25 protein-coding genes are annotated in these 26,712 nt (G+C 47.7%); 16 read left to right on the top strand and 9 right to left on the bottom strand.

From position 1 onward, the window contains the following. Nucleotides 1-11 precede the first annotated feature (11 nt). Nucleotides 12-983 carry a hypothetical protein gene (locus tag ACRPK8_RS02965; protein WP_432236846.1) on the top strand — a complete coding sequence of 324 codons (972 nt, stop codon included), beginning with the start codon at nucleotides 12-14 and terminating at the stop codon, nucleotides 981-983. 240 nt (nucleotides 984-1,223) lie between these two features. On the opposite strand, the gene ACRPK8_RS02960 is transcribed toward ACRPK8_RS02965, so the two are convergent. Beyond that, complete coding sequence (locus ACRPK8_RS02960; protein ID WP_432236845.1) at nucleotides 1,224-1,667, bottom strand: hypothetical protein; 444 nt, start codon at nucleotides 1,665-1,667, stop codon at nucleotides 1,224-1,226. Nucleotides 1,668-1,908: 241 nt separating this feature from the next. Between ACRPK8_RS02960 and ACRPK8_RS02955 the strand changes: the two genes are divergently transcribed. Beyond that, entirely contained in the window at nucleotides 1,909-2,727 is an 819-nt protein-coding gene (locus tag ACRPK8_RS02955; RefSeq protein WP_432236844.1) for a tyrosine-type recombinase/integrase, read from the top strand. Here the strand turns inward: ACRPK8_RS02955 and ACRPK8_RS02950 are convergent. The 3 genes from ACRPK8_RS02950 to ACRPK8_RS02940 all read right to left on the bottom strand — a co-directional run bounded on the left by ACRPK8_RS02950 (nucleotide 2,708) and on the right by ACRPK8_RS02940 (nucleotide 5,068). Continuing rightward, nucleotides 2,708-3,541, bottom strand: coding sequence for a tyrosine-type recombinase/integrase (locus tag ACRPK8_RS02950; protein ID WP_432236843.1), 834 nt, complete (start codon nucleotides 3,539-3,541; stop codon nucleotides 2,708-2,710). The two genes, ACRPK8_RS02955 and ACRPK8_RS02950, sit on opposite strands and share 20 nt — an antisense overlap. Beyond that, a complete protein-coding gene (locus ACRPK8_RS02945) occupies nucleotides 3,538-3,972 on the bottom strand; it encodes a sigma factor (RefSeq protein WP_432236842.1) in 435 nt (144 codons plus the stop codon). Before ACRPK8_RS02945 ends, ACRPK8_RS02950 begins: the two co-directional genes overlap by 4 nt. A gap of 340 nt (nucleotides 3,973-4,312) precedes the next feature. Beyond that, nucleotides 4,313-5,068: an Ltp family lipoprotein gene (locus tag ACRPK8_RS02940; RefSeq protein WP_432236841.1), complete on the bottom strand. Its 756-nt coding sequence runs from the start codon at nucleotides 5,066-5,068 to the stop codon at nucleotides 4,313-4,315. Between the two features lie 487 nt (nucleotides 5,069-5,555). On the opposite strand from ACRPK8_RS02940, the gene ACRPK8_RS02935 reads away from it, so the two are divergent. Genes ACRPK8_RS02935 through ACRPK8_RS02925 form a run of 3 tightly spaced genes read left to right on the top strand, consistent with a single transcriptional unit; the run spans nucleotide 5,556 to nucleotide 8,970 of the window. Next, entirely contained in the window at nucleotides 5,556-6,800 is a 1,245-nt protein-coding gene (locus ACRPK8_RS02935; RefSeq protein WP_432236840.1) for a TcaA 3rd/4th domain-containing protein, read from the top strand. Between the two features lie 20 nt (nucleotides 6,801-6,820). Then, nucleotides 6,821-7,243 carry a zinc ribbon domain-containing protein gene (locus ACRPK8_RS02930; protein ID WP_313122259.1) on the top strand — a complete coding sequence of 141 codons (423 nt, stop codon included), beginning with the start codon at nucleotides 6,821-6,823 and terminating at the stop codon, nucleotides 7,241-7,243. Next, the gene (locus ACRPK8_RS02925; RefSeq protein ID WP_432236839.1) at nucleotides 7,240-8,970 is read left to right on the top strand and encodes a zinc ribbon domain-containing protein; all 1,731 of its coding nucleotides are present in this window, start codon (nucleotides 7,240-7,242) and stop codon (nucleotides 8,968-8,970) included. Before ACRPK8_RS02930 ends, ACRPK8_RS02925 begins: the two co-directional genes overlap by 4 nt. A 46-nt stretch (nucleotides 8,971-9,016) precedes the next feature. On the opposite strand, the gene ACRPK8_RS02920 is transcribed toward ACRPK8_RS02925, so the two are convergent. After that, nucleotides 9,017-9,700 carry a hypothetical protein gene (locus tag ACRPK8_RS02920; protein ID WP_432236838.1) on the bottom strand — a complete coding sequence of 228 codons (684 nt, stop codon included), beginning with the start codon at nucleotides 9,698-9,700 and terminating at the stop codon, nucleotides 9,017-9,019. Further along, entirely contained in the window at nucleotides 9,697-10,452 is a 756-nt protein-coding gene (locus ACRPK8_RS02915; protein ID WP_432236837.1) for a hypothetical protein, read from the bottom strand. Before ACRPK8_RS02915 ends, ACRPK8_RS02920 begins: the two co-directional genes overlap by 4 nt. Nucleotides 10,453-10,538: 86 nt before the next feature. Between ACRPK8_RS02915 and ACRPK8_RS02910 the strand changes: the two genes are divergently transcribed. The 7 genes from ACRPK8_RS02910 (at nucleotide 10,539) to uhpT (ending at nucleotide 18,165) form a co-directional block, all read left to right on the top strand. Continuing rightward, nucleotides 10,539-11,762 (top strand): hypothetical protein, encoded by a 1,224-nt coding sequence (locus ACRPK8_RS02910; protein ID WP_432236836.1) that lies wholly within the window; start codon nucleotides 10,539-10,541, stop codon nucleotides 11,760-11,762. 18 nt (nucleotides 11,763-11,780) lie between these two features. Then, nucleotides 11,781-12,686 (top strand): hypothetical protein, encoded by a 906-nt coding sequence (locus tag ACRPK8_RS02905; protein WP_432236835.1) that lies wholly within the window; start codon nucleotides 11,781-11,783, stop codon nucleotides 12,684-12,686. A 122-nt stretch (nucleotides 12,687-12,808) separates the two neighbouring features. After that, entirely contained in the window at nucleotides 12,809-13,480 is a 672-nt protein-coding gene (locus tag ACRPK8_RS02900; protein ID WP_432236834.1) for a response regulator transcription factor, read from the top strand. Then, a complete protein-coding gene (locus ACRPK8_RS02895; protein WP_432236833.1) occupies nucleotides 13,477-14,862 on the top strand; it encodes a sensor histidine kinase in 1,386 nt (461 codons plus the stop codon). The genes ACRPK8_RS02900 and ACRPK8_RS02895 overlap by 4 nt, the downstream gene beginning before the upstream one ends. Before the next feature lie 95 nt (nucleotides 14,863-14,957). Next, the gene (locus tag ACRPK8_RS02890; protein WP_432236832.1) at nucleotides 14,958-15,734 is read left to right on the top strand and encodes a DUF3919 family protein; all 777 of its coding nucleotides are present in this window, start codon (nucleotides 14,958-14,960) and stop codon (nucleotides 15,732-15,734) included. Continuing rightward, entirely contained in the window at nucleotides 15,731-16,720 is a 990-nt protein-coding gene (locus tag ACRPK8_RS02885; RefSeq protein WP_432236831.1) for an ABC transporter substrate-binding protein, read from the top strand. Before ACRPK8_RS02890 ends, ACRPK8_RS02885 begins: the two co-directional genes overlap by 4 nt. Before the next feature lie 35 nt (nucleotides 16,721-16,755). Next, nucleotides 16,756-18,165 carry a hexose-6-phosphate:phosphate antiporter gene (gene uhpT, locus ACRPK8_RS02880; RefSeq protein ID WP_023469436.1) on the top strand — a complete coding sequence of 470 codons (1,410 nt, stop codon included), beginning with the start codon at nucleotides 16,756-16,758 and terminating at the stop codon, nucleotides 18,163-18,165. A gap of 42 nt (nucleotides 18,166-18,207) precedes the next feature. Here uhpT and ACRPK8_RS02875 read toward each other — a convergent pair whose 3' ends face one another. Beyond that, nucleotides 18,208-18,654, bottom strand: a complete 447-nt coding sequence (locus ACRPK8_RS02875; RefSeq protein ID WP_432236830.1) for a hypothetical protein — start codon at nucleotides 18,652-18,654, stop codon at nucleotides 18,208-18,210. Between the two features lie 201 nt (nucleotides 18,655-18,855). On the opposite strand from ACRPK8_RS02875, the gene ACRPK8_RS02870 reads away from it, so the two are divergent. The 3 genes from ACRPK8_RS02870 to ACRPK8_RS02860 all read left to right on the top strand — a co-directional run bounded on the left by ACRPK8_RS02870 (nucleotide 18,856) and on the right by ACRPK8_RS02860 (nucleotide 22,301). Then, nucleotides 18,856-20,382: an FAD-dependent oxidoreductase gene (locus ACRPK8_RS02870; RefSeq protein ID WP_432236829.1), complete on the top strand. Its 1,527-nt coding sequence runs from the start codon at nucleotides 18,856-18,858 to the stop codon at nucleotides 20,380-20,382. A 236-nt stretch (nucleotides 20,383-20,618) separates the two neighbouring features. Further along, nucleotides 20,619-21,638 carry a fatty acid desaturase gene (locus ACRPK8_RS02865; RefSeq protein ID WP_432236828.1) on the top strand — a complete coding sequence of 340 codons (1,020 nt, stop codon included), beginning with the start codon at nucleotides 20,619-20,621 and terminating at the stop codon, nucleotides 21,636-21,638. Nucleotides 21,639-21,788: 150 nt separating this feature from the next. Beyond that, on the top strand, nucleotides 21,789-22,301 hold the full coding sequence (locus ACRPK8_RS02860; protein ID WP_432236827.1) for a VanZ family protein: 513 nt from the start codon (nucleotides 21,789-21,791) through the stop codon (nucleotides 22,299-22,301). Nucleotides 22,302-22,354: 53 nt separating this feature from the next. Here the strand turns inward: ACRPK8_RS02860 and ACRPK8_RS02855 are convergent, their stop codons facing one another. After that, on the bottom strand, nucleotides 22,355-22,549 hold the full coding sequence (locus ACRPK8_RS02855; RefSeq protein ID WP_432236826.1) for a hypothetical protein: 195 nt from the start codon (nucleotides 22,547-22,549) through the stop codon (nucleotides 22,355-22,357). A 384-nt stretch (nucleotides 22,550-22,933) separates the two neighbouring features. Here ACRPK8_RS02855 and ACRPK8_RS02850 point away from each other — a divergent pair, with 384 nt between their 5' ends. Further along, nucleotides 22,934-24,364: an ankyrin repeat domain-containing protein gene (locus tag ACRPK8_RS02850; RefSeq protein ID WP_432236825.1), complete on the top strand. Its 1,431-nt coding sequence runs from the start codon at nucleotides 22,934-22,936 to the stop codon at nucleotides 24,362-24,364. 65 nt (nucleotides 24,365-24,429) lie between these two features. Here ACRPK8_RS02850 and ACRPK8_RS02845 read toward each other — a convergent pair whose 3' ends face one another. Beyond that, nucleotides 24,430-26,520, bottom strand: coding sequence for a bifunctional metallophosphatase/5'-nucleotidase (locus ACRPK8_RS02845; protein WP_432236824.1), 2,091 nt, complete (start codon nucleotides 26,518-26,520; stop codon nucleotides 24,430-24,432). Between the last annotated feature and the right edge of the window lie 192 nt (nucleotides 26,521-26,712).

Below are 26,712 nucleotides of genomic sequence, written 5' to 3'. Positions count from 1 at the left end.
GGGACTCATTCATGAAAAACATACATATCTATATTTTGCCGATTGCAATCGGTCTACTAGGATTACTTGCTTCACCTATAGCTGACGTAACTGGTATAGCTTACGGTTTAGTCGTTGTGAGCATGGTTTTGGGTATCGTGGGACTTCGTTCCATTGCTCAATCCAATATGACGCAAACACAACTATTTCAACAGTCAAATGAAATTCTTCATCAGAAATTAGAGACATTAATAGCCTCTAATCAACAAATCATAGAAGAAGAAAAAAAATCAAGAATAGCATTAGAAGAAACAACAACGCGAAGCCAAGGTATTTTAGAGGAAATGCATGACACAACAAAGAACGGGCAGCTTACACTTTCTAAGCAATTACTTGAGATCGAAGAAAAATTAGAAGATAGTCGCGTCGTCATGACCAGTCTCGGAAAACTAATGATTGAGGAAATAACTGAAGCAATCAAGACAGCATCATCAGAGTTGGCAGAAGAGATTGATAAAGTATTACAGGAGCAAGATAGTTTATCAAAAGAATTGATGGAACAACAGAATGATCTGTCTGATGTAATAGAAGAACGTTTTGGAGAAATGAATAACGAACTAGAGAATCAGAAAAAGCATGCGGAAGATACAACGGAGAAAATCAATCAAACTATTGCAACGGGGATAGAAAGTTCGACACAAGTCATTGATGATAAGACCAATGAGTTCATGATGAGAACAAATCAATTTGAAGAGTTCACAAAAGAACAATATTTTAAAATCGAACAGATTTTTAAAGAGGTAGAGCAATTAAGTCAAAGTGTTAAACTGCAAAACGAGCAACAAAACCGGATTGTCGAGGAACAACTCAAACAGCTTTCTGAAATCAGTCCTGCTCTTGTAGAGGGAGTCGCTCAATTAACAGACTCTAAAAGTCCAGAGCGTAAGCATCTATTGAAAATCCAAAAAAATATGATTGCTAAATTTGCAGATTTAACTTCGTAAGCATGATGTAGTGCTCTGATGTTTGTTTAAATTGATAAAATTTTCGGATGCACATGGTAATTAATCTAACAAATATTTATTAGCTGATCTAGATATTGAGCAATAGGTTTCGAGCTAAAATCCGTTAATAAGTAGAAAAGAAATAATAAGAATCTTTTAAGCGGCTTGAGTCTGGGACTACAAATGACTCAAGCCGTTTAATCGTATTTTGCGCTTCAATTTAAAAGAAAAACGAATCGATTAAAAGGAGAGACGGACGAGGATTTGGTGATCGAGTAATTTCGTATAGCGAAGTGTCTGATAGATCGGATTATCGAAATCGCAAGGAAGTAAACGTAAACGGAGGATCTGATCTTCGTAAGCAAGACTCGGGTGCGCTCGGAGAAGGTTCAGGATGGTCTCTTCTTGCGACGCGGGGGTGATTTCATAGATATGAAACGAGATGATGTTGTCGTCAATCCGAAACGGGGCAATCTTCAGGGAGAACGGCTTCTTATGTAAAAAGAAGTGTTCCGTCGAGACCGTGGAACCCGAGATGACGATATCGTTCGGGGTAATCCGGATACGGGGATGCCAAAAATCAGTGAATTCGGTCGCTATCGTATTACATAATACCTCTTCGGTTACATAAGTTGTGTATGTGTCGGGAAACAAGTCTCCAAGAGTCCAATTATTGATGTTCATCGTGCAGCTCCTTTTCTCTTCGGAATGCGTCATGTGTTGACCGGGAAGGGTAAAGACTAGAGAGGTCAGTTTTCGGAATGGAAGATTGTGCAGTGAACGTTGACCTGCTACTATTGTAACTATTTTCCTGTTTAAAGACGATTCGAATTCGGTGTTTAAGGAAATCAATTCTTGATAATTCAAAGGAAAGTTCGAGTGCCGTATATTCCACGTGGACGATCTAACTGAAGGAGGACTTTTCATGACGCACTATGACTATCTCGATCAATATCTGGTCATGCACCCATCCTATTCGTTCGAGACGATTAAAGCCTATCGAAGTGATCTCCGGCAGATGCGTCGTTATCATGTCGATTGGTCGGTCGCGTCACTTCGACGCTACTTCGACTGGATGAAGTTGCACTATAAACCATCGACGATCTTACGACGCTATCACGTCTTACACCGGCTCGGTAACGTCCTCGTCGAACGGCGGCGCCTTAAAACGAATCCGGTGGCAGCGATCCGTCCGATCGTCCATCAACGTCTTCAAGATGAGACGTATCATGATAGTGAAGAATTGATTCCGGTCATCCGACAGATTCAAGATCCAACCTATCGCCTCTTCTTCGAGGTGCTCAGTCAAACGGGCCTCCGCTTCATGGAGGCCCGTTTGTTGTCGGTGCAGGATCTCGATCTGATGAAAGGAGAACTGTACGTCCGTTACGGAAAAGGCGGGCGGACACGGACTGTTCCGATTGGTGAAACCCTTCGTGAGAAAATCCGTCTGTTTTTAGTAGGTCGTACAACCGGCTACGTATTTCAATCAGTGACCGGACGGAAAATCAATGAACATGCGGCGCGAAGGGCACTACGTGAAGTAGGGTTCACCTATCTAGGGCGTCATGTCCGTCCGCACATGTTGCGGATCGCCTATGCGACCTATCTCTATCAACAGGCGGGACTGAAGCTGCTCGAGATTCAGCGATTACTGGGTCACGCCAGCATCTCGACGACGGAAGGCTACATCCGTAGTCAGACGAGTCATGTCCGGAACGTCCTCAATCGTCTGTCCGCTTGAGCCGGTTGACTGACGTATGAGCGATGTCATGCGACGGTAGGACGTAATGTTGCGTCGTTCGGACGTCGCTGTGACCGAGTAATCGCATGATCGTCAGAATATCCGTCTGATGCACGTGATAGAGCGTCGTCGCAAACGTCGCCCGGATGTCGTGCGGACGCAGGGACCGTCCGAGACATCGTTCACTTGCTTCTTTTAAGACACGACGAAACTTTGCCGGATTGACGGGGCGACCGCTGTCTTCGCAAAACAATGGGGTAGCATCAGGACGAATTGTCTCGATGTAACGCGTCAGGACACGGCGTAACGCATGATGTAGCGGTACCTGACGTACTTTATCCCCTTTACCACTTCGGACGAGCAACTGATCACGCACAAAATCAATATCTGCGAGCTGTAAGTCACGAGCTTCCGAAAAACGTAGCCCCGTGTGCAGGAGGAGAAAGCTAAAGGCATAGATGGTCTCGTCCTGAATCGTCTCAAGGACACGATGGACGTCGTCATACGTGAAGGCAAGTCGGCGGTAGGGTGCGGGAACCGGTTTTTTGACGCGTACCAACGGATTCGTTTCGAGCGAACGTTCGACGACGAGTTGATCGAACAAAACCGAGAGAGCATGCAGTCGCCTGGCGGCAGTTGCTGGGGCGTAGGTGTCGCGAAGAAACTTACTGTAGCGTTGCAGCGACGGGAAATCGATTCGTTCGACATGACGACAGAGATGCCGAACGTCTGAGCGATAGGCTTTTTTCGTCAAAGGACGATAGTCCGCCTGTTCGATGATCGCGAGTAGTCGTTCTAGATAATAGGTCATCATCCGAGAAGAAACTTTACTTTCTGCCGGAGTTCCGACTTCAATGAGCGGAGTCGCGCCGGTGAGTAACCGAGCGTCTCTTCCGTGCCGTGAATCAACGCTTCAAGGAAGGTATACTCTTTCTGCGAGAGTTCGCGTTGTAGTTCATTGAGGAGATACCGAAAGGAGACGTTCGGGGTCCGAGGGAGTTCCGGCATCGTCTCGACCGCGACTTCGGTCGCAAGCGTCCGGTTACGGGTTGCTAAGTAATCGAGCATCGCGCCTTTTGCCCGGATTCGGGCGAAGGTGACGGTCATGACTTTTCCTTCTTCGATTGATTTCCAAAGCCGGAGCAGGGCAGCTTGCCTGCATTCATCATGTTCATTCGGGTGGATCGAGAGGCGGGACAGGAGGGAGTTGACGAGGGGGATCCAGTTGCGTAGTAAGTCGTTCATGGGTATCCGTTTCTTCAGATATGCATATCTGGTATGTATTCCGCGGTAGTTTTAGTATAAGTAGAGTTATCCTGAGAGTGATTGCGTTAGAATGCGGGTTTAACTGAAGCGAACGGATCGAATGACAAGGAATTGCATCACTTACGCTACTTAAAAGTTAAAGAAACCGTTGGCATGATTGAAGAAATAGAGCGTTGCATCCAGCGGATAACTCTACTTATCCGCTAGGGTGTTCGGAATAGATTCTGATATAGAGAATTGGTAGGAAAGAAGACACCTATGATTCTAAACTTCGAAAATACAAAACACCCTATTCAAAATTTAAATAGGGTGATAAATCTTATTTCAGTTGACTGACTGCGAAATTTGCTTCTTCTGGTGTGAATTTTTCCCCGTAATCGGATGAGAGTTGATCTCGAATCGCTTCAGGTGACATACTCATCGTTTCTTGGTATTCCTTCGCTTTTTGAAGAGCATTTTGATTGTAATCGACATCAAGTGTATCGATCGCATACTGGGCTTCTTCACTTGTGAATTTTTCACCGCTGTCTGATGTCAGTTGATCATAAATGCCTTTTTTCGACATGCTCATCGTCTCGGAATACGATTCAGCTGATTTGAGAGCGTTTGATTTCCAATCATCAAAACTCATGTTTTCCATCGCATACGCTGCTGCTTCCTTCGAAAACTGCTCTCCATAATCAGATGTCAACTGGTTTGAAACAGCTGCTTTCGACATGTTCATCGTCTCTGCGTATGATTCCGCCTTATCGAGTGCTGACAGATATTCTGTCGGGACATCAGGTGTCAAGTCCTCTGCTTCTGCTTCAGTGTCTTCTGTGGTAGCTTCTTCCTCTACAGCAAACTCGTCTTCTTCTGAATCTGATGGTGGAGTCGTTTCGTTATCTGTGTCGTCTGTCTTAGAAGTAGAAGACGTTTTTGTAGATGATTCAGTTGATTTTGCTGATGTTTCTTTTTGGGCTGGCTTCGCCTGATCTTCAGAATTGCTACCTGCTGCCACAAAAATAAGAAGTACGATTAACCAAAACCACCATTTCTTATAGAATTTACGTTTTGGTTTAGTAGATGATTGCATTATTTTATCTCCTTGCGTCTTTAGATACATAAAAAATATCATATATGACTATAAAATGGAATTTCATTATTTTAAATATGGTAATTAAATATGTTTTTAGAATATTAATTCTATCTAATCTACCTCATCTATCAAGACTATAAAGGTTAGAAAAAAAGGATTAGACATGAATAAATTGTTTTTAGAATAAATAAAAGAAAGCTTTTAGAATATTGATTTTGGTCAATAAGCATTCAGAAAACAAAAATATTTTTACAAAAATAGTAAGTTTCAATTAAACGTGTTATTATTTTCTATGGCTAATTTTTACTCTGAAAATCAAAAAAATAGAAGGAGATTAGGACATATGGCATGTGTGAATTATTCGGATGCTGCAAAGCGTGGACTGAAATTCTGTCCGAGTTGCGGTGATGCCTTAGAACAGCATGTAGAACATGCAGAACCTGTAGAGAAAGAACGCGACGTCAGATCAATTCGTCCTAAGAAAATGAGTAAATCTGCAAAAGCGATTCTGTTGACGGTCGGATTGTTGGTCGTTGCCGGTGGTGCCTATTATGGACTCGCGACACAATGGTTTACGGTCGAAGCGACGACGAATGAAGTACGCGATGCGATTCGATCTGGTGACGCTACACTACTCGCTGAGCATACAGAGTTCAACGGAAAACCGATTGATCGGAAGATGGCGCAACGCTTTTTAGATGCCTTGAAAGAGACGCCGGAGCAAAAGAAATCATTCATGGATTATTTATTGATGGCAGGCGCGTCGATTCAAGCAGAAAACGAAAGTGATGTTCCTGGTCAAATCGTAGCAAGTGGTCGTCAACTCGGAATCTTCAAAGATTATCGTTTACGCCTCGATAGCGTCAAAACGGAAGTCATCAGTAATTTTAAAGGAACGAAGGTCACGCTCGTGAATCCGGTCGGAACGGAGAGAAGTAAAGCGTCAGCGGAAGGTATCATGATGGACGGTGTCTATCCGGGATTAACGGATGCGAAGATTGCTTACGATGGCGAATACGGTAAAGAGTCGAGCGACGTCACGATCAATCCGTTGACGCTCGACGCTGCGGATCGAAAATTCGAAATCACGTTAAAAGGAAATGCGATCGAGCTTGATCAAACGTATCCGGATGCCTTTTTAATCGTCGACGGAAAATCGACATCGAAACAAGTATCCGATTTAAAGAACTATGGACCGATCCCGAAGAACGGCATCAAACTGTCGATTGAGAATTCATTCCCATGGGGAGAGGAAACGTCGGATGAGATTATCGTCAAACCAGATACGAAAAAAGCGACATTCACGTTTGAACCGTCTGAAGCTGTTTTGAATCAACTTCAAGGAGTCGTTGAACAGCATGCTTCTGACTGGGTTGATGCGGCAACTTACCAAGATACAAGTTATTTCTCACTCGTTGATGATGCTTCCTATCTTGCGAAACAACAAAAAAACTATGACGATTGGAGCCGAAAGGACTTGGAGTGGGATGGAGAGTTCATGAATGCGTCGATTGATCGTTCTTCAGCAAAATTCGTCGAGTATGGGGATACAATCGGTATTGAAGTCATGGCGACGACATATATCCGAGGTGAACTGTATACGTATGCGAGTGAATCACCAGGAAAGTCAACATCGAAGTCACTCTTCCGCTACCTCTTCACATATGGCAGTTCAGAAGATAGCTATGAGGAAGGATTCCGGATTCAACAGGCGACGAATATTAAATAAGAATAAGGGAGGCTACACGGATGATGGATTGGCAATCAGTCAAATCACGTTTTCAAGGGATGACAGCAAAAGAATTACAGGATCAGGCGGAGCAAGCGCGACGGGAAAAAGGACGCTTATTGTACGAAATCGGAGAGCGTCATTATATGAAGCTGCGGAATGAAGGACGCCGTCAAGAAATCGAGGATATTCTCGCGCAGGAAGTACTCGTATTCGGTGCCTTGTCAAGGATTGACGAGATGGAAGTCGAAGCTGCACAAAAACAATGTAAGTCATGCCGGACACCTCTTGAGCCAGGTGCGAAGTTCTGTGGGAAATGTGGCACGTCCGTTCCCCGTGAGAACGAACAGGCGAAAGTCGCATGTACGACATGCCATACGCCACAACGTAATGATCAGCATTTTTGCACATGCTGTGGATCAGAAATGGGGCAACGCGTATGAAGTATTGTTCGACCTGTGGTCAAGCACATGCTCCGCACGCCCAGTATTGCGAGGTAGACGGAACATCGCTTGATAAGCAAGCCCGTCCGATTCGTTTTGAACAAACTGCCCATTTTTGTGTCGGATGCGGTACGCAAATGGATGGTCGCGCGTCCTACTGTCCGAATTGTGGACATTCGCGTCTCGTCGCCGCAACGTCAGAAGGCTCACTTGTGGACCGTCTTCCGGGTATGGATGACATTCGTAAGAAGTGGAAGTCGCAGGATTGGAATGTGAATCTCCCGTTGAAAGAGCGGGGACGCGCATTTATATCACGATTCGATTTCTCGCTTGGGAATCCGAGTCTTGCGATCGGTAGTATCGCTGCTGTCATCTGTTTTGCTGCAATCGTCGTCTTATTGTTCGTCATGCTTGGTCTCCTCAGTGATAACCCAGCATTAGAAGGAATTAAGACTGTTCAACAAAACATGGGGGATGATTTTAGTACATTCGGTATGTTCTTCTTCCTTGCCTTCGTCGCTCTTGCTGGTCTAAATCTCACATCCAGTGAAGACTTGAAATCACGCTTTCTGACAGAAGTGGTAGGCAACGATGCGGAACAGTTCTCCGAAATTCAAAAAGCGATCAATCAACTTGATTTTCATATTTTCTCAGGACATTTCTTGCTATCCTTGCCAGGGTTGATCCTCTTGATCGGGAGTGCCTGGTTACTGGAACGAGGTGGTGTCATCGGAATCAAGGCGACATCGTGGAACGAACGGATTGAACGTGCTGTCGTCTTTGCCTTGACATTATCGGTGATTACATTGGTCGTCGGATTGTTTGCGACGGATTTCGGCATTTTCGATCTACATCTGATCACGGGGATGCTTCGGATTTTCCTTCTAGCGCTTGCTGGTGTTCTGTTATTCCAATTCATCGGTCAAACGAATCTGAGCGGTTCTTGGCAAGTCGGACGGGTCGCTGCGACAACATTGATGAGCGTTTATTTGTTCGGCGTCCTACTGACATCATTTGGACAAGTGTATTATCTCAACGAGCTCGATGAAATGGATGAAGTCGAATTTGGGGAATCAGCAAGTCTTGTTCTCTTGAGTGGCGCTTCTCCGATTTACGCGATGTCGCAAGCGGGACAAGTCGATTTCAAGATGACCGTTTTGACGGAAGACTTCCGTTTAGGTGCGGCCTTATATGGTGAAGACCGTTTGAATGATCTACAACGACCAGTGGAAGAAGCGGGAGAAGCTTCGAATCTGAGCAGGATTCAAGGAATCATCGGAAATCAGATTGAAAACGGAGAAGATCCAACACTTGATCCGAAAGTAACGCGTTTTGATGAGACGGTGGATGTTGGACTCCTGACACGCTTCACGCAAATCGCGAATGCGTCCACTTCATTTGAAGAAGAACAATTGCTCAGTTCAAGTGTTGCTCCGTACGGCTTGATTGCTCTTGTTTTGATGTTCATCATTCATGTCGGAATCGGATTCCGCTGGATTCGGACGTTACCGAATGTCGCGATCTATGCTGGAGTCTTCATGGTTGGTGGACTCATTCTAGCGTACTTCACACAAATGCGATTTGAACTGCAATGGGATAACGATATCCTAGCCGGTGTCGTCGTTTCCACTTTGACATGGTGGAATGCGTTCATGCTGTTCCTATTCCCGTTCCTCGGTGGATTAGTGGGATATGGATTGAATCGCTTTAAAGATACAAAAGGATGATTCCAAACAAAAACGCTTGTCTCCGTTTTCGAAGACAAGCGTTTTATCATAAGGATTGTTTGGTCGTCTGTTCAAAATCGATCGTCGAGTCTTTTTCAATCCCGGAATCGCGGAAGGTCAGACCGCCGTCGTCATCAAACTCGATTTCTAAAGAAGACTCATAGAAATATAGCATCAGGCTATTATCGGAATTAAAACGTCCGCTATACGTAAAGTCATCAAGTGGTTGTCCTTCATAATCTCGAGCATCATGGATTGTCAGTGTCGCCTCACGATTCGGATGCGTCACGACATCAATCGTCGCATCGCTATAATCTTGTTCGTTTTCGCCCTGATCACTCGTCGAGTACGTGTAGGTACCTGCCACGTCACGAAATGCTTTTTCGACCTTACCAAGGGTGCGGTGATAACTAGCCGCTTCATCCGCGAGTGCTTTGTCACCGAACGTCTGATTCATGACTCGTTCCGCGTGACGAAGGGCGTCCGTCGTCTGATTCATGAACAAGGCGGCTTTCAAATCGTGAAATGCCTCTTGTTGTTGCGCCAGCGCGATCAGGCGTTTGTCTGTCGCACCTTCCGTCCGAGCTTTTTCGCGCCATTGTTGTTCTTCGAAAAGGTCTCCAGCGAGCGTGCTTTGAGCACTTTGCTTCAAGTAGAGATCCGCTGAGTCGTTACTACAGCCACCTAGTATGCTAGCTGTTAAAAGAAAAGGAAGTATGCGTGGCATCATGATGTCGTCTCCTTCTTAAAGGTTCGTTTCACAGAGGTGATGCTGTATCGGTCGTCATCGAACGTCACCTCATATTTGACGATGGCGCGATGGAATCGTTGCTCGTCTTCATCATTACTGAAATGAACACGAGCATACGTCTCGGTCGTTTCGACTCTGAATTCATTTTCGCTGATGGCTTCCATTCGATCGAAGGTCATGTCCTTTAATGTGAGGTAACTATATGGATCTTCTTCAGACACCTTCAATCGATCGCCGAAACGGTCTCGCTCATCTTCAGATAAATCGTCTTCACCGTAGAATAGATCAGCATAAGAGCTGTAGTCCTCGATGGTAGGATCGTAATAATCCCAACCACCATCTTCTCCATTGTTGAGCAAGGGGAGGCGCTGGGCATAGCTGTTCAGGAACTCGTACAAGGAATTGGGTGAGGCAGCATCAAAAATGAGGTAATCCTCGAGGTCTTCATCAGCCAGTTGATTACGTTGTATCGCTGAGGCACCTTCCAGCAAAACTTGATCGATATCAGCCGCTGTATGTGTCAGTTCACTCGTCTTGAATAACGGTTGTGCCGCTTGATATTTGAGATAACCGAACGTACCTCCACTGATGCACAGCACTACGATCACCAATCCGATGAGCCATGATGTTTTGGCGGAACGGGATCGCGATGGACGATTTTTTTGACCGCAGACCGGACAATAGATCATCTGATCATTCATCGGGGTTCGGCAATTCGAACATTGTGACATTAAAAAGCACTCCTTTCTTAACTTCGTCATTATAATGTAAAATAAATATAAAAATAACAATTTTTTGAACAAAAGGAGAGGGAATCATGGATCCATATGAACGATTAGGGATATCGCGTACCTCATCGATGAAAGAGCTCGAACGAGCGTATGCTGAAAAGCTAGAAGCACATCCGGAGGAATCCGAGGAACGGACAGAAATCGAACGAGCGTACGTCGTCATCAAGTACGAAAAGAAACAAAAGAACAAACGGAATAAGCGAACGGTCGGGATTAGCGCATTGGTCCTCTTACTCGCTGCTGGCGGTGGGACGTATTTCTTTTTGAATCAGGAAGAGACGCCTCAAGCGGTCGAACAAAAGAAGCAGGATGCTTCATTCGTCATTGGTGAAGAAGAGAAGACGAGTCAGGACAAATCGGAATCGAAACCAACGGAAGCGACGAAAAAGTCAGACTCGAAGGAAGTGTCCGATCAGGATTATAAGAATATCCAGGATATTTCGACGCTTTTTTTCCGAGAACTCGAAGATGCTCTGACGGAGCGGAACGTCAAAGGGCTGTCTGTCAGTACGAACACTTATAATCAAAACTTCCAAAGTAGTTTGAACGATCTCGTCACAGGGGGGTACATCTTTGACGGTGAACTGACGGTCAACGATATTCCTCAAAACGATATTACAATTAAAGGAGATAAGGCGACGGTCAAAGTGAAGGTTGATTATTCCTCACGGTCTTATCAGCCGTATCTACACGAACGCCCCGATGGCAGCACGATTGTCTGGGAACTGAATCTTGTGAAATCGGGTCAAGACTGGCTCGTCGATCAGCGAAAATCGCTCTCGGATTCAGCGACAGGTAGAGGCATGGAGGTCCGAGAATCGGTTAAAGAAGATATCGTTGATACCGTGTATCAACATGCAAAAGAGTGGGAGCAAGCCTATATCGATAAAGATACATCAGCGTTCACGTTGTTTACATCATCTGCATACTTGAATAAGCAACAAGGCTACTACGCTAGCATGGATAAGAAGGGCGTTTACTGGGATGGGTACTTGGACGAAGTCGAATATTCCCCAGCATCCATCACTGTCAGCGAAGTCGCGACTGATTTGACCGCGACCGTCGAAGCGATTTGCTATTACGAAGGTAGCTACTATAAAGAGGATGATGATTCACTCGATGAACGCGATCCTGGAAAAGACGTACCTTTCAAGTATTACTTGAAGTACAACTTAGATGACGAACGCTGGTATATCACTGACTCACAAGCACTAAAAACATTTAGTCACAACGATACGACGACGTACTGATCATAAGGAGGAATTCAAATGAAAAAAGTAGTGGCAGCAACAGCACTTGGTCTCATCATCAGCACATTACCAGTAGCGAATGATTCGGCGGCAGCACTCAGTAAGACAGAGAAATCAATCGTTGATCGCCAAATCGCGGCGTTAAAGAAAAGCAAACTATCTGGTGGTTATAAACCAATCGATGTCCGGTCCGTCTATCTACTCGGTGGCAAGTATCCTGAAACATTTACGCTGTATGAACGATTCAACTCGAACACATACATGAACGATGTTATCGGTAAAGCGCAGAAGTATGATGCGAAGAAGAAAAAATGGACGACGATTTACACGTATACGGATCGAGATACGGACTACTATGATGTTCGGGCGAAAGGAAAGCTCCTTGATACGAAAAAAGAACAACTTGTCATCGGACCGGCTGGTGGGAGTGGCGGTTATGTAACACCGATTCTCATCGGATCAACGGATGGTAAAAAGATCAAAAAAATGTTCGAAGCAAAAGAAGCGTATCCATTCGGTCGCGCGTTGATTAAAGATAAAAAACTCTATCTCGGTTCGATGACGATTGTTCATGATGTCTACTCCTATAAAGGGAAGACGTTAAAGCATCGTGTCGGTACGGGGGCGGATGATCGAGATGCTGTTGGAAAAGTCTCGAAATACATGACGCTCGATTATTACGGTGGTCGTACACATCTGACGAGCAGTAATTCGATGACACTCAAAAAAGGACAACGTTTCGGAATCGTTCGTAAGTCGACGAAGGATACGAATCCATATGTCTACCGGGCACTCTCATCAGGAGAAGGGAAGTTACAACTTGATGGGTACGGATTTAAAGCGGTGAAGACAGGTGTCGAAAAATGGATGTTCGAACCAGACGCATATGATAACTCTGTCACGGTGAAATTTACGGTGAAATAAGTAAAAGTCAGTTCCTGATTACTTCGGGAGCTGGCTTTTTCATTTATCCTGCTAGTGTGATTGCGAGCGATTTCATGATACGCTAGGGAACAGAAAAATTAGTCTAGAAAGAAGGAATCCCTATGCATATTCTTGTCATCGATGATGAGGCGAGCATCCGGTATCTCGTCAAACTGCAACTCGAGCTTGATGGTCAGACGGTCGAGACGGCAGCTGATGGAGCAGCAGCACTCGCCTTGCAGGCAACACAGACCTTTGATTTGATCGTCCTCGATTTGATGCTACCGGATACGACCGGTTTCGATTTGATTCCAAAACTTCGACAGACGACGCCTGACTTACCAATCTTGATGCTGACGGCGCGTGATCAGATGAACGATAAAATTATCGGTCTGCAGCTCGGAGCAGATGACTATATGACGAAGCCGTTCAATGGAACGGAGCTCGTCTTACGTGTCAAAAACCTGTTGAAACGCACGAAGACGGTCGCACCACCCGTACCTGTCGCAAGTGATCCATTCTTATCGGTTGATCCCGAAGAACGCGTCATTCGGCTCGACGGTCAACCATTGCCACTGACGTACCGGGAGTATGCATTACTCGCACTTTTCCTAACGCATCCGAAACGTGTCTTCGAGCGAGATGAACTGCTCGAACAAGTCTGGGGCTTTGACTTCTCCGGTCAGACCCGCGCCGTCGATATCATGATCCAGCGCTTACGGAAGAAACTAGGAGCGCAAGGCGAACGGATCAAGACGATTTACGGTGTCGGCTACAAGTGGGTCGACGCATGAAGCTACGTCAAGTCATCACGGAAAACTTCGTCTTGCTCCTCGTTCCGGCATTGCTCGTCCTCTTCTTGATTCTTTATGCCTTCATCCAATCGAACCTATACGAGAACGCCGTCGAGTCCGTCCAAAAACTGAGTCGGGAAGCGGAGCTCTACACGATGAACTACCTCGCAAGTGAAGAAACGGACTCGCTCGCCGATACGGCAGTTCCGATCGCTTCCTATCTCGCAGACCGATTCGACGCGCGCGTCCAATTATTCGGACCAAATGCGGAACTTCTTGCTGATTCCGAACGCGATCAATTGCCGCTCCTCGCGGGAGACATCGATCAAGCGTTAAAAGGGAAGTCGAGTTATCTCTTTCTGAAAGAAACCGATGTTCCGGTGCTGTTCTTCTCGAGTCCGCTGTATGGCAAAACGGACGTCATCGGCTCGGTCCGTTTTCTTGTTGATCTGCGGACGGAAGCCGAACTGCTGCGGCAATTCACCTATGTCTTCACGGGCGTCTTTCTGATCTTGATCGTAATTGCTGTTTGGACAGCGCGTCGGATGGCAAAGACATTAATCGGACCGATCGATGATTTACGGAGTGTCTCGCACGCCTTGACGAAAGGACACTATGCGCATGCGCTACCGGCGTATCCATATGAGGAATTGAACCGACTGGCAGCGGACTTCTCGACGCTTGCTGACGCAATTCAGCACAACATCGGACAGCTCGAACAACAACGAAGCGACCAACAGACGTTCATCGATCACATCACTCATGAGCTCCGGACACCGATGACGGCGATCATGGGCTATGTCGAATTGATCCCTAAGCTGCCGCCGGATGAAGCGGCGCACTGTTATCACTACATCGAAGTCGAGAGCCAGCGCTTGTTACGACTCGTCTCGCATAATCTCGAACAGGCGAAACAACAACGCAACGAACGTCACGTGACGTCGACGATGTTCGCGCTCGATGCCTTGCTTGCCGACGCCTTATTCATCATGCAATTGCGTCTTGATGGACAAGGAATTGAAGTTGAACAGGATGTTCCGTCAATCTACGTGCTCGGTCAACCGGATCAGACGAAACAAGTCTTGTTGAACCTTCTCGAGAATGCCGTCAAATACAGTGACGCGATGACGGTGACGTTTTCGACCGTCAGTACAGATACGACCCTACAACTCCTCATGACAGATGACGGAATTGGTGTTGATCCAGCAGTGCTTGCCGAATGGAAGAAGGAGCAACGTAGTCTGAAGACGGCGAGTGGGAATGGACTCGGTCTACCGCTATGCCGACGTCTGATGCAGGAACAAGGTGGCGATTTTGCACTTGAAAGTGATGTAAGCGGCACACGTATCACATTAACTTTCCGATTAGCGAATCAGACTTAATGTAATCGCTTACAAATGATACATTTACGAAACAATTCGACCGGATTTACGAAACAATTGCCCCGTAATCTAAGAATCAAGCAAGGAGAGGAATCATGAAAGCATCGACTATCGCTTATCTCTTCCTAATGGGCATCTTATTTGCCCTCGGTCTTCTTTTGCTTCAGCAGACGGTCTTCGGACGCTTACACGTCCTCGATGGACCGAAACGACTGAATGCTTCCGATGACTCGCTCCCGACCGAGTTGACGTTACGTCACCGGGCATGGGGGGAGCAGACGGTAGAAGACGGAACGGAAGTCCAGCGCATCACGACGCTATTGAAGCAAATGAAGACGGTGACAAATGGGACTTGTCCGGCGGGTACGGCGACGTTTACCGGATCGCTCCGTTTCTTGAACGGAACGACATGGACGTTCTCGCTCGGGGAAAGTATGACGCTGAATGGAAAATGTGTCGCGCAACGTCCTAGCACCCAGACGACGACATTAAAAGCACGCTTCTTGAACGCCTATCACGAACCAGAACAGCTCGCGCGTCAGTTCGCTGAGGCGGAAGTCGTGACGTGGTACGCAGGAGGACGATCTCGTCCTTTGACTGCGCGTGAGCGAGAAGACGTCAAGCGTCGCCTGACGCAAGCGGAGCCGATGACGGACTATGAAGAAGTCGGTCAAGCACTCGATGCCAGTCAGCGACAGCCGCGCATTCTCAAGCTCCAGCGGTTCAAGAATGAGCAGAATACGCGTGCCAACCTAATGAATATTACTGTGTATGAGACATTGTTTAGCGTCCAGTACATGGATGATGACAATGGAAACACCTTCTATTTAAAAGGACAACTCCTGCCGACAGGGAAGGAGGCAGATCGATGAGAAAAGGAATGCTCTTCTTGCTGAGTATCATTTGTCTCATGAGCATTTGGATCGTCCGCAACAATGAACAGACGAAGCAGGGGACAGTCGCGCGGGAAACCGTTCCGCATTTGACGGCGTATGTCTCTGCGAAAGAGGACATCGGTCGCGCCTTGCTGTCATCGTATTGTGAGCAGGCGGGTTGTACGTACGAGTTCGTCCGCCTGTCGACGGAAGAACTCGTACGACGTGTGACGAAGGAAGCGGATCATCCGCGTGCCGACGTCATCATCGGTGGAACGTGGGATGCCCACCAGACGCTCAAGCAACGCGGGTTGTCGACACCGTTCCCGAGCGACATGGATCAAGCGGAGCTACAGGATCCGGATCGCTACTGGATTGGCTATGAAGTCGAACGCCTCGCGATCGTCATCAATACGGACGTCTGGAACGATCGATTCGGGGCGGCGCCGTACCCGAAGACGCTCGCTGACTTGACGGAGAAGCGGTATCAGGACGAGTTGATTTTGCCGGATCCGAATCATTCCGGTACCGGTGCGACGATCCTGCAAGCGGTCTTTGACGGATACGGAACGAAGGCGGAAGATGTCTTACGCGAGCTAATCGAGCGAACGCGACTATTCACGGCGAACGGCTTTGCACCGACGTCGTATGTCGCCAGTGGGGAAGCGATGCTTGGGGTCAATTTCATCGGGGATCAACAATCGCTGCGTGAAAAGTATTATCCGGTCAAAAGCATTCCACTCGATACGTACTCGATCAACGCGATTTCAAAGCTGAAAGGACGGACGCAACAAAAGCAGGCGAACGCCTTCATGCGTTTCGTACTCTCGGCGGACGGTCAGGCGATTCTGAGGAAGGTCTCATTCGGTACGCCGACCTATGCGATCGCGAAGACACAACCGATCCAGCAGAACGTCGGGCAGGACATCGTCGCCGATTACCGCGACTATCTTCGTCGATTCAATCAGCTCCAGGACAAATGATGCGAAGACTCTGATTCAGATAGGGGAAATGGAAGATGGGCTTCTTCAGCATCAAAAAATTGCCGAATGCCGGCATACCAATCGAAGTACAACGGAAACAATGGTTACAACAATTCTTAAAGGCATTCTTAGTCGTCTTCTTCTCATATATGGCGATGTATCTCATCCGAAACAACTTCAAGGCAGCGCAACCGCTCTTGAAAGAGGAACTTGGCTTTACGACGACGGAACTCGGATATATCGGTTTCGCCTTCTCGATTACATACGGAATCGGGAAAACATTGCTCGGCTACTTTGTTGACGGGAAAAATACGAAACGTGTCATCTCGTTCTTATTGATCTTATCTTCTCTAATTGTCACTGCGATGGGACTGTTGATGAGTGCCGGCGGAAGTCCAGTCGGTTTATTGATGGTTTTATGGGGACTCAGTGGGTTCTTCCAATCGGTCGGGGGACCGTCGTCGTATTCGACAATCGCCCGCTGGACACCGTTTGAAAAACGTGGGCGTTACCTCGGCTTCTGGAACGTTTCGCACAACATCGGTGGAGCAATTGCCGGTGGTCTCGCACTGTGGGGAGCGAACGTCTTCTTCAACGGCAGTGTCGTCGGGATGTTCATCTTCCCAGCTGCGATTGCTCTCGTCATTGGGATTGTCGGGCTGTTCATCGGGAAGGATGATCCGGAGGAACTCGGGTGGAATCGGAGTGAAGAAATCTTCGAGGAACCGATCGAACCGGAAAACATCGCTGCTGAAAGCATGACGAAGTGGCAAATTTTCAAAACGTACGTCATCTCGAACCCCTGGATTTGGACGCTCTGTATCGCGAACGTCTTCGTCTACATCGTCCGGATTGGGATTGATAACTGGGCGCCGCTCTATGTCACGGAACACTTGCACTTCAGCACGGAGAGTGCCGTCAATACGATCTTCTTCTTTGAGATCGGCGCCTTATGCGGCAGTATGATTTGGGGTTACGTGTCCGATTTACTCAAGGGACGCCGGGCGCTCGTCGCAGCGATTTGTCTCTTACTGACGGCTGTCGCGGTCCTCGGTTATCGTTACGGTACGAGTGAACTTATGATTTACGCGTCACTATTTGCACTCGGTGCGCTCATCTACGGACCACAGCTCTTGATCGGTGTCTCGGTCATCAGCTTCGCACCAAAACAAGCAACGACGGTCACGAACGGGATGGTCGGAACGTTCGGTTACTTGTTTGGTGATTCGATCGCAAAAGTCGGTCTAGCGAAAATCGCTGACCCAGAAACGAACGGTCTGACAATCGGTTCGGTCACGTTGCACGGTTGGAGTGACACGTTCGTCATCTTCAATGCCGCGTTACTGTTCGGGTTGATCGCCCTTGCGATCGTCGCCGTCGTCGAGGAGAAAAAGATTCGTCGCCTCGGACTGCTAGAGCGTCAAGCGGATAAGTTGAGTTCGTAACATACACGAGCACCCTCGCCTAATTTAGGAGAGGGTGCTCTTTTAATGAGACAAATAGGCAAGCAAGAACCCGTCTTCGAGTTTCACGTGACGAAGCGAACGGAAACGGGCATTCCGGAAAAGAAAATAGAAGGAAAGATCGACTGTCAGGAGGCGGTCCGTGTAACGCAGATAGGGTGGACGAATCAGGTAGGTTTCATTAAAAGACTCGGTATCTTGAGGACGGACATCAAAGACTTCGAACGTGACGGTCTGTTTATCGACTGCCCGTAATTGGAGCGTCAATTCGACCGGTAAGTCGCGTTCTAGACCATAACGGGTCAACGGTACAGCGGCTTGAAGGTGAAGGTGTGTCGGTCGGATCGTAACGCATATGTTTGTCAGCTCTGGAATTTCTATTGTCAATACACGTGCCAGATCATATTCATCAATACTTGTTGCAAGCGTAAAACGACGAAAGGTCTCGATTAAATGGCGTCCTAGTTTCATGTAAGCTCCCCTTTCCTAAAGACTTATGTATAGTATAAAGGGCAAAAACCTAATTATCCCATATTATTTTTTATTAAAGTAAATTAATTCCTTTTAATCGGTGCGTCTTCTTAAATCAATACGATTCGTGCATGTTTTCGTATCGTTCAGGGAACGATTAATCATGTCGGTCTGTCGTGTCCTTTGAAAGGAGTCTTGTTCATGTCTCACTTATCCGGTTTTCCGTCTTCTTATTGGAAACAAAGCGCTCCCGCTACTGCTTATCCTGCTCTAAATCAAGATGCCAGACATGATATCGTCGTCGTTGGAGCTGGTATTGCCGGACTCGTCACAGCAATTCAATTGGAGGAGCGGGGATATGATGTCGCCGTGATCGAAGCAGGCGACGTTGCTGCCGGAACGACCGGTTATACAACGGCAAAGGTCTCTTCCCAGCACGGGCTGATCTACGACACGTTGATTCGAACCGTCGGCGAGGCATCAGCGCGACTGTATTATGAAGCGAATGAAGAAGCGATCGCGTTTTTACGTCATCAGGTAGAACGACTTGCCATTGACTGTGAACTTGAAACACAGGATGCTTATCTCTACACGGCGACATCAAAAGAACGGGAAATGGAACGGGAAGTCCGTGCCTATGAACGTTTACGCTTGAACGGAGGAGAGGCGACGGAAGAAGTACAAGGCAAGTTACCGTACGCGGTTAAACGAGCCATCGTCTTACGGAATCAGGCGCAGTTTCATCCGGTTAAGTATCTCCAAGGACTCGCAGAACAGATTGTTCGTAATGGTGGCAAGGTGTATGAACATACCCGTGCTGTCTCACTTGATTCGCATCGCACACCGACGGTCGTCCTTGAAAATGGTCACCGGATCGAGGCGAAGAAAGTGATCATCACGACGCATTTTCCGTTTCATGACTTCAAAGGGTTGTATTTCTCAAAACTCGAAGTCCATCGTTCATATATCGTCTCTGGTGATGTGAACGAGTCGTTTCCGGACGGGATGTTCATGAGTGCCGATCAGCCGAGTCGCTCCGTACGACACGCCCGGGCAGAAGACGGGCGTCTGCTTGGTCTGTTCGGTGGGGAGAATCATTTATCCGGTCACGAGACGGAGACGATGCAACGCTATCAGCATCTTGCGGATTTCGCAAAGCATGAATTCCAGGTCGAGACGTTTGGACCGTTCTGGTCGGCACAAGACTTGATCACGCTCGATAAGATTCCTTATATCGGGCAGATGACGGCAGATGATCCGAACGTGTTTGTCGCGACCGGCTTTGCGAAGTGGGGAATGACGAACGGCATCGCAGCCGGATTGTTGCTGAGCGATTTATTAACGGGCACACCCAATCGTTTTCGCCACTTGTTTGATCCGAACCGGTCGAAGCTAAAACCGAAGGATGCAGCTCAGTTCGTCAAAAACAATGCGGACGTCGCGATCGAACTCGTTAAAGGAAAGCTGACGAAAGCGCGTCGTCGTGCTGATACGCTACAACTGGATGAAGGAGGACTCGTCACGCATCACGGGAAAACGGTCGGAGGGTACCGGGATCCGGAAGGGAATCTTCACCTCGTCTCGACGACTTGTACCCACTTAGGATGCGATACGAAATGGAACGAGGCGGAACGGTCATGGGATTGTCCATGTCATGGGTCACGTTTTGGTCCGGCAGGTGAGGTGCTGGAAGGACCAGCCGTCACACCGCTTAAACCCATCGATTAAGCAGAGGCATCAGTCTCTGCTTTTTTGCTTTCAGAAAAATAATCCGTAGGTAAGTTATAATATGTGATATAATTACCTGGTATTAAAAATATTTTAGCGCTAAACAATTCGTGTGCCGCTTTTAAATCGTGTTGTAGAGGCACCGTCACGACCACCGTTCATTGGTTTCATATTTTAGTTTCACTATTTTACTTAGCGTCGTGAACGCTGAAACAACCCGAGGAGGAAGCACCACTATGAGTAAAGAAAAGATTGCCCAGCTGCGCAAACACGTGTCGCCGTTTGAAAAGGCGGACATCAAAGCCAGCGTCCGGCAGATGATCAACACGATCCTGCCATTTCTCGTCCTATGGTTTCTGGCATATCAGGCCCTGAAGCTATCTGTGTTTCTCGCGATTCCTTTGGCGATCCTCGCCGCTGGATTCGTCGTCCGGATGTTCATCATCTTCCATGATTGTACGCATGGTTCATTCTTCAAGAATAAGAAAGCGAATGCGATCGTCGGAACGATCACGGGGATTTTGACGTTATTCCCGTATGAGAAGTGGAAACGTGAGCACTCGATCCATCACGCTTCAAGCGGAAATCTCGATAAGCGCGGTGTCGGTGACATCTGGGTCATGACGATCGAAGAATACATCGAAGCGTCACGCTTCACACGCCTCAAGTATCGTCTGTACCGGAATCCACTCGTCATGTTCGGTCTTGGACCGCTCTTGTTGATTCTCGTCTCGAGCCGCTTCAATCGGAAGGATGCTCGTAAAAAGGAACGGATCAACACGCATGTCATCAACGCGTCACTCATCGTCCTGTACGGTATTCTGATCTACTTCATCGGCTGGCAGGCTTTCCTGATCATTCAGGGAACGACGATGTTCACGGCAGGCGTACTCGGCATTTGGCTGTTTTACGTCCAGCATACGTTCGAAGACTCGTATTTCGAAGACGAGAGCGAGTGGGATTACGTCAAGGCGGCAATCGAAGGCAGTTCGTATTACGAATTACCGAAGGTCCTGCAATGGGTGACGGGCAATATCGGATTCCACCATGTCCACCATCTCAGCCCGCGCGTCCCGAACTATCATCTTGAGAAAGCACACGTCTCGACACCACCGCTTCAAAAGGCGACAAAAATCGGTCTGTTCTCGAGTCTGAAGTCTCTTCGTTATAAGCTGTATGACGCGAAGAACCGGACGTTCGTGACGTTCCAGGATATCAAACATCTCTTACGTGAACCGAAGACGTCTTCGTTATAATGACTACACCTCATCCTTCGATGGGGTGTTTTTGGCGTCAGAAGGAGAAAAAACGGGAAAGGACAAAAACAGAGCTATCTGTCCGTCTTATGGCGTATGCTACACCGGATCAATCCATGCTAGGATATACGAAGAGAAAGGAGCGTTCCCATGCGCCGTATTCCGTTTGCCGCTTATACAGGAGGAGCTGTCGTGCTGGCGCTGTTCGTCTTCAGTTCGATGACGTACCAGCAACAGTCCTTGATTCCATTTTTGACGCAACATCTCCCGCTCGACTGGGTCTATGCGTTTTCGTTCGTATCGTTCCATTATGAAGTGCCAATCAGTGTCGCGTCGCTCGGTCCGGCCGCGTTTCTTGAATTCTTCATCCGGAAAGGGATGCATGCCGGATTATTCTTCCTATTAGGCGTAAGCCTTGTGCATCTCTTACGTCACCGGGGCTATCATGCTTTACCGGCCGCTTTCTTTGCCTGGACGACAACGATGACAATCGGCGTCCTCGATGAGTTCCATCAATTAGTGACTGGAGGACGAACACCATTTGTCGGTGATGTACTGATTGATGGCGGTGGAGCGTTGATCGGTATCGTCCTTTACACCATGCTTCGTCTTTACCTGAAAGCGGACCGGATCGTTCGCGAACAGGAACAACAGCGGGCATGAAAATAACCCATCGTCTCAATCAAATCGACTGAGACGATGGGTTATTTTAGCGATTACGATCGTTGCACCCATTCAATCTTATACTGGGTCCGTCCGAATTCTTTTCTGAGGATGTTATCAGCTTTCTTTCGTGCTGCCGTGTGATCGCCTGCCCGGATATTGAGCCGGTCCGTATCGACGATCTCATCTCCGTGTAATACCTGATACTGGACCGTGTAGTCCTTGCTCATCAAATTAAACATTCCCAAAGAACCCACTCCCCCTGTATTTTTTTTCCTATTATAATTCATTCTATAGAATGTACAGTTCTTCCGCAAGCGTGAAAGTGACTTTCGTCCTACCCTTACATAAATGTTTAGTGGTTCAAAAGAAGGGGGTGTTCTACTGTTCAAGTTGAGTAGAAAAGCGAATATAGCAGTGAAATATAAGCTTGGATAGGTTTTTTTGATTTTTATTCCATGTGAAATGCTTATTCAGAGAGAACATCGCGTTATCCAGTTAACAGTTAAGATATCATTTTCTCGCTGTCCTTTTTGATATGGCAGGAAAGGATTCCCTTGGAACTTTGATGGAATTACAGGTAGAATAAAAAGTAGAAAAACCGAACGGGCAATCGATAAGGGAGATGACTCATGGAGCAGGAAACAAAGGAACCGATTGATCCAGCGCACCGGATCAGGCAGGCGGTGACGCGCAAAGAAACTGTCTATTTCAGTTTATTACTCGCAGTGGCGATCCTTACGGTGGGGGGCATCATCGGACTAGTGTTTGAAACGGGTGAGATGGGCATCTACGCGGTGTTCCTCGTCTTGCTCGTCTTGCTTGGGCTGTGGCTTCGTCAGTGGCAACGGGTAGCACGGATTCGGAGCGAAAGCGTTCGTTTGACGGCTGAACAGTTCCCGGAGGTGCTCGAGCAGGTGACAGTACATGCGGAACAGTTAAAGCTTTGGCGCCTTCCGGAAATCTACTTCCGGGAAGATGCAAAACAGCCACAGGTCATTGGTCTGTTTCAAAAATGCTTGATCGTCCTACCGCCCTCGTATCTTGAGCTGACGGAAACACGTCGTGTTCGACTATTACTCGAGCTGGCACGGATTAGACGCAATCACCAGGAGAAGCAGGTTTTACTTTGGCTTGGGAGTTGGGTACCGTTTTTACGACCGGCTTACTTACGTGCTTGCGCAACGACACGTGACCAGATGGTCCTGCCGCTCGTCTCAGAGACAAGTGCACGTCAAACGATGTTTGAAGATGTGCTTGGACAGGATCTGTTGGCATTGACGCAGATCGAAGCGTATATGAACGAAAAACGACAACAACGGACGTTTTCCATTCTACTGTATGAGAAGTTGCGGACGGAGCCGCCTCTACTGGAACGCCTACGTTTAACAGGAGAGAAGCTTGAAGCACCGAAACGGTTCGTACGGGTCGGACATGGCGCAATCGTTGCTGTTAGTGTCCTCACAATGTTCTTCTGCGTCAGCGTCGGAGCAGGACTCGTCCTCGACAGGGAACAGGCAAGTGATGGAACGGACGAGACGGTGTCGACGACGACGAAGGGGCAGGATTTGCATGAGACGGAATTGATGGCAGCGATTCAAAAAGGAAAGCTCGAAGACATCCATCGCCTGATTCCAGAAAGCGATATGAAGGCGGTCGACGCGGATGGTGATACAGCGCTTCATTATCTCGGGTACCGGAAATCAAGCAAAGGACTCGAATCGGTCTTCCGGGAGTTACTTGCTGCCGGCAGTGACATGGATGCGATCAATGAATTCGGGGAGCGTCCGTTCATTACAGCCGTCTACAGTAACAACGATGAACTGGTCGACTTGTATTTGAAGCGCGGTGAGGACATCAATCAACAGGATGACGACAAGTTCACACCGCTCCATCATGCCGTCGAAGGGGAGGGGAAACAGACGGTCAAGCTGTTGCTCGAACGCGGAGCCGATCCGTCGATCAAAAATGCAGATGGCTTTACCCCACTGATGATGGCACGGGAATATGAACTCGATGAAATCATCGATCTGTTGAAGCAACATTCAGCGCAGACGCTATGACAAAACCGCAGGCTTTCTCGAACGAATCGAGAAGACCTGCGGTTGTTTGTTGTATCGTATTCGTTTTACAGTTTTGAAGTGTCGACGATGCGACCTTCGATGCTGTAGTTGACTTCGCCAAGTGATTTCGTGAAGTCACGTAGGTTTTCCCAGTCCGAGAGACCGAGATCCGTGACGCGTCCTTCTTTATAAGCCGTTGCGAATGGTGTGAGACCATCGCCACCTTTAGCCGTGAAGGCATTCGTTGCGATGACATACGTCTTCGCCGGGTCAATCAGGTCATACGTGTCACCGTTTTTGACTTCGATCTTCGTGACGCGTTCTCCTTTTGCTTTCGTGCTATCGTATTCGAACTTCATTCCAGCAACGTGGAGGAATCCGCCATTCTCAACAGGTGCGACACCGACACTGATTTCAAGGAGGTCCTTGATTTCTTTGCCTGTCATCTTCGCCGTCGCGAGTGTGTTACCGAACGGAAGTGTCGTTAAGACTTCACCGACTGTGAGTGGACCGGCATCGATCGCTGCACGGATACCACCACCGTTTTGCATCGCGATGACTGTGTCATTATTGTATTCTTTGGCTTTCTTGAGCATACCATCCGTGATCAGGTTTCCGAGCGCCGTTTCACTGTTACGGACACTGACTTCCCCGCGCGGGTTCGGAAGGGCATTGACGATGTTCGCGCCGACTTCTTCGTTTTTCAACTCAGCGATTTGATCCGCATACGGTTTAAGGATTTCAGCCGCACGCATGTCTTCTGCTGATTTCGAAACATCAATCAACGATCCGTTATACTCTGTCAATTTTCCTTTGTAGTCGAACGTCAAATCGAGATTGCCTAGGAAATCACCGTATTGATACGCTTGGGCGATGATCGTCGGTTCTGTCTTACCTGGTACGACCGAATCATCAACGACGACCGGTGTTTCGAGTTTCGTATGCGAGTGACCACCGACGATGACGTCGATGCCGTCAACGTTACGCGCAAGCAACTGATCGTTGTCGATCGCTTCGTTATCGTCGAAACCGATGTGCGTCAGAGCGACGATTTTGTTGACACCGCGGTCTTCGAGTTTCTTGACGGCTGCTTTGGCGCTCGCGATGTAGTTCGCGAACGCAATCGTGCCCGGACTCGCGATATCTTTCGTCTCTTCTGTCGTCAGACCGAAGAAGCCGATTTTTTGTCCTTTGTATTCCTTGATGATACCTTGATAAATCTTGCCGCGCTCCGGTCCTGACGTGATCGTGTTCTTTTGCAGACCTTTGAACAGTTCGTTTTTGCTGAAGTCGACGTTCGCCGTGATGAACGGGAATTTCGCACCTGTGACGAAGTTTTTCAACGCAAGTCCGTTGTCTTTGTCTCCGAGATCGAATTCGTGGTTCCCGAATGTCATCATGTCGTATTTCATGTAGTTCATCAGTTCAAGATCGGCTTGACCGAGGAATTTGTTGAAGTAGAGTGATCCTGAGAACACGTCACCAGCGTCTAAGAGAAGCGATGGTTTGCCTTCTGCACGGTAGGCTGCACGCAGTTCTTTAATGACTGTCGCCCGTTTTGGTGCTTTATCGAGGTTTGCGTGCGTATCATTCGTATGCATCAAACCGATCGAGAAGTCATCCGTATTGATATCACGGACAATGATTTTAGCTTTGAGTGTAATCGTCTTACCGAGACGTGTATAGCTTGCGACCGCATACTTCACACCCGCTTCGCTCGTATCGACTTTTGACCAGCGGACCGGTTTGTCATAGATACGTCCCGTTGCATACAAAACAGCAAGTGTCTTCGGCAATTCCGGCTTCTGATCGACGTAGATCTTCTGATCCGGCACCTTCTCGACGAACTTCACGGCATAGTTCTGAATGTGGATCTTGATTTCAATCGGATTCTTTTTCTTTCCGTATGTGCCTTTGACCGTCTGGTAACGGTTGAACGCATGGCGATCGTAAGATTTCCACGTGATCTTCTCGCCTTTATATGTAGCAGGGAGCTTGACCGGGGCACCTTTCGTGAAGACGAGTGACTTGAGTTTGACCGTCTTGACCTTGACATGCGTTGCAGCTGAAACGGTCGTTTGAGCAACTGGCACGATTGCCGATGTCGCCAGGGCGACAGCCACGGCTGCCGCGTAAAGCGGTTTTGATTTGTACATACGTAAAAATCCTCCTTCAAGAGTGGGGTATGAATGCAAGGTCGTGATGCGATCGTTGACCTCTTCTTCTACTATAAAGGGTTCGGAATGCTTCGTGGGATGAACCTTTTGTAAATAACGTAAATTCTTAGGTCCGACCACATGACAACCCCCGGCAGTCGTTTGCTGACCGCAGGGAGAATCCGAACGTTC

The organism is Exiguobacterium sp. TDN 0502 (assembly GCF_050846835.1).
Classification (GTDB): Bacteria; Bacillota; Bacilli; order Exiguobacteriales; family Exiguobacteriaceae; genus Exiguobacterium_A.
Note: the sequence above shows the minus strand (reverse complement) of the source record. Positions and strands in the feature narration are given on the sequence as shown.

Coding starts and splice junctions, on each gene's coding strand:
- ACRPK8_RS02965 (WP_432236846.1), top strand. CDS start 12: ATGAAAAACATACATATCTATATTTTGCCGATTGCAATCGGTCTACTA.
- ACRPK8_RS02960 (WP_432236845.1), bottom strand. CDS start 1,667: ATGAACATCAATAATTGGACTCTTGGAGACTTGTTTCCCGACACATAC.
- ACRPK8_RS02955 (WP_432236844.1), top strand. CDS start 1,909: ATGACGCACTATGACTATCTCGATCAATATCTGGTCATGCACCCATCC.
- ACRPK8_RS02950 (WP_432236843.1), bottom strand. CDS start 3,541: ATGATGACCTATTATCTAGAACGACTACTCGCGATCATCGAACAGGCG.
- ACRPK8_RS02945 (WP_432236842.1), bottom strand. CDS start 3,972: ATGAACGACTTACTACGCAACTGGATCCCCCTCGTCAACTCCCTCCTG.
- ACRPK8_RS02940 (WP_432236841.1), bottom strand. CDS start 5,068: ATGCAATCATCTACTAAACCAAAACGTAAATTCTATAAGAAATGGTGG.
- ACRPK8_RS02935 (WP_432236840.1), top strand. CDS start 5,556: ATGAGTAAATCTGCAAAAGCGATTCTGTTGACGGTCGGATTGTTGGTC.
- ACRPK8_RS02930 (WP_313122259.1), top strand. CDS start 6,821: ATGATGGATTGGCAATCAGTCAAATCACGTTTTCAAGGGATGACAGCA.
- ACRPK8_RS02925 (WP_432236839.1), top strand. CDS start 7,240: ATGAAGTATTGTTCGACCTGTGGTCAAGCACATGCTCCGCACGCCCAG.
- ACRPK8_RS02920 (WP_432236838.1), bottom strand. CDS start 9,700: ATGATGCCACGCATACTTCCTTTTCTTTTAACAGCTAGCATACTAGGT.
- ACRPK8_RS02915 (WP_432236837.1), bottom strand. CDS start 10,452: ATGTCACAATGTTCGAATTGCCGAACCCCGATGAATGATCAGATGATC.
- ACRPK8_RS02910 (WP_432236836.1), top strand. CDS start 10,539: ATGGATCCATATGAACGATTAGGGATATCGCGTACCTCATCGATGAAA.
- ACRPK8_RS02905 (WP_432236835.1), top strand. CDS start 11,781: ATGAAAAAAGTAGTGGCAGCAACAGCACTTGGTCTCATCATCAGCACA.
- ACRPK8_RS02900 (WP_432236834.1), top strand. CDS start 12,809: ATGCATATTCTTGTCATCGATGATGAGGCGAGCATCCGGTATCTCGTC.
- ACRPK8_RS02895 (WP_432236833.1), top strand. CDS start 13,477: ATGAAGCTACGTCAAGTCATCACGGAAAACTTCGTCTTGCTCCTCGTT.
- ACRPK8_RS02890 (WP_432236832.1), top strand. CDS start 14,958: ATGAAAGCATCGACTATCGCTTATCTCTTCCTAATGGGCATCTTATTT.
- ACRPK8_RS02885 (WP_432236831.1), top strand. CDS start 15,731: ATGAGAAAAGGAATGCTCTTCTTGCTGAGTATCATTTGTCTCATGAGC.
- uhpT (WP_023469436.1), top strand. CDS start 16,756: ATGGGCTTCTTCAGCATCAAAAAATTGCCGAATGCCGGCATACCAATC.
- ACRPK8_RS02875 (WP_432236830.1), bottom strand. CDS start 18,654: ATGAAACTAGGACGCCATTTAATCGAGACCTTTCGTCGTTTTACGCTT.
- ACRPK8_RS02870 (WP_432236829.1), top strand. CDS start 18,856: ATGTCTCACTTATCCGGTTTTCCGTCTTCTTATTGGAAACAAAGCGCT.
- ACRPK8_RS02865 (WP_432236828.1), top strand. CDS start 20,619: ATGAGTAAAGAAAAGATTGCCCAGCTGCGCAAACACGTGTCGCCGTTT.
- ACRPK8_RS02860 (WP_432236827.1), top strand. CDS start 21,789: ATGCGCCGTATTCCGTTTGCCGCTTATACAGGAGGAGCTGTCGTGCTG.
- ACRPK8_RS02850 (WP_432236825.1), top strand. CDS start 22,934: ATGGAGCAGGAAACAAAGGAACCGATTGATCCAGCGCACCGGATCAGG.
- ACRPK8_RS02845 (WP_432236824.1), bottom strand. CDS start 26,520: ATGTACAAATCAAAACCGCTTTACGCGGCAGCCGTGGCTGTCGCCCTG.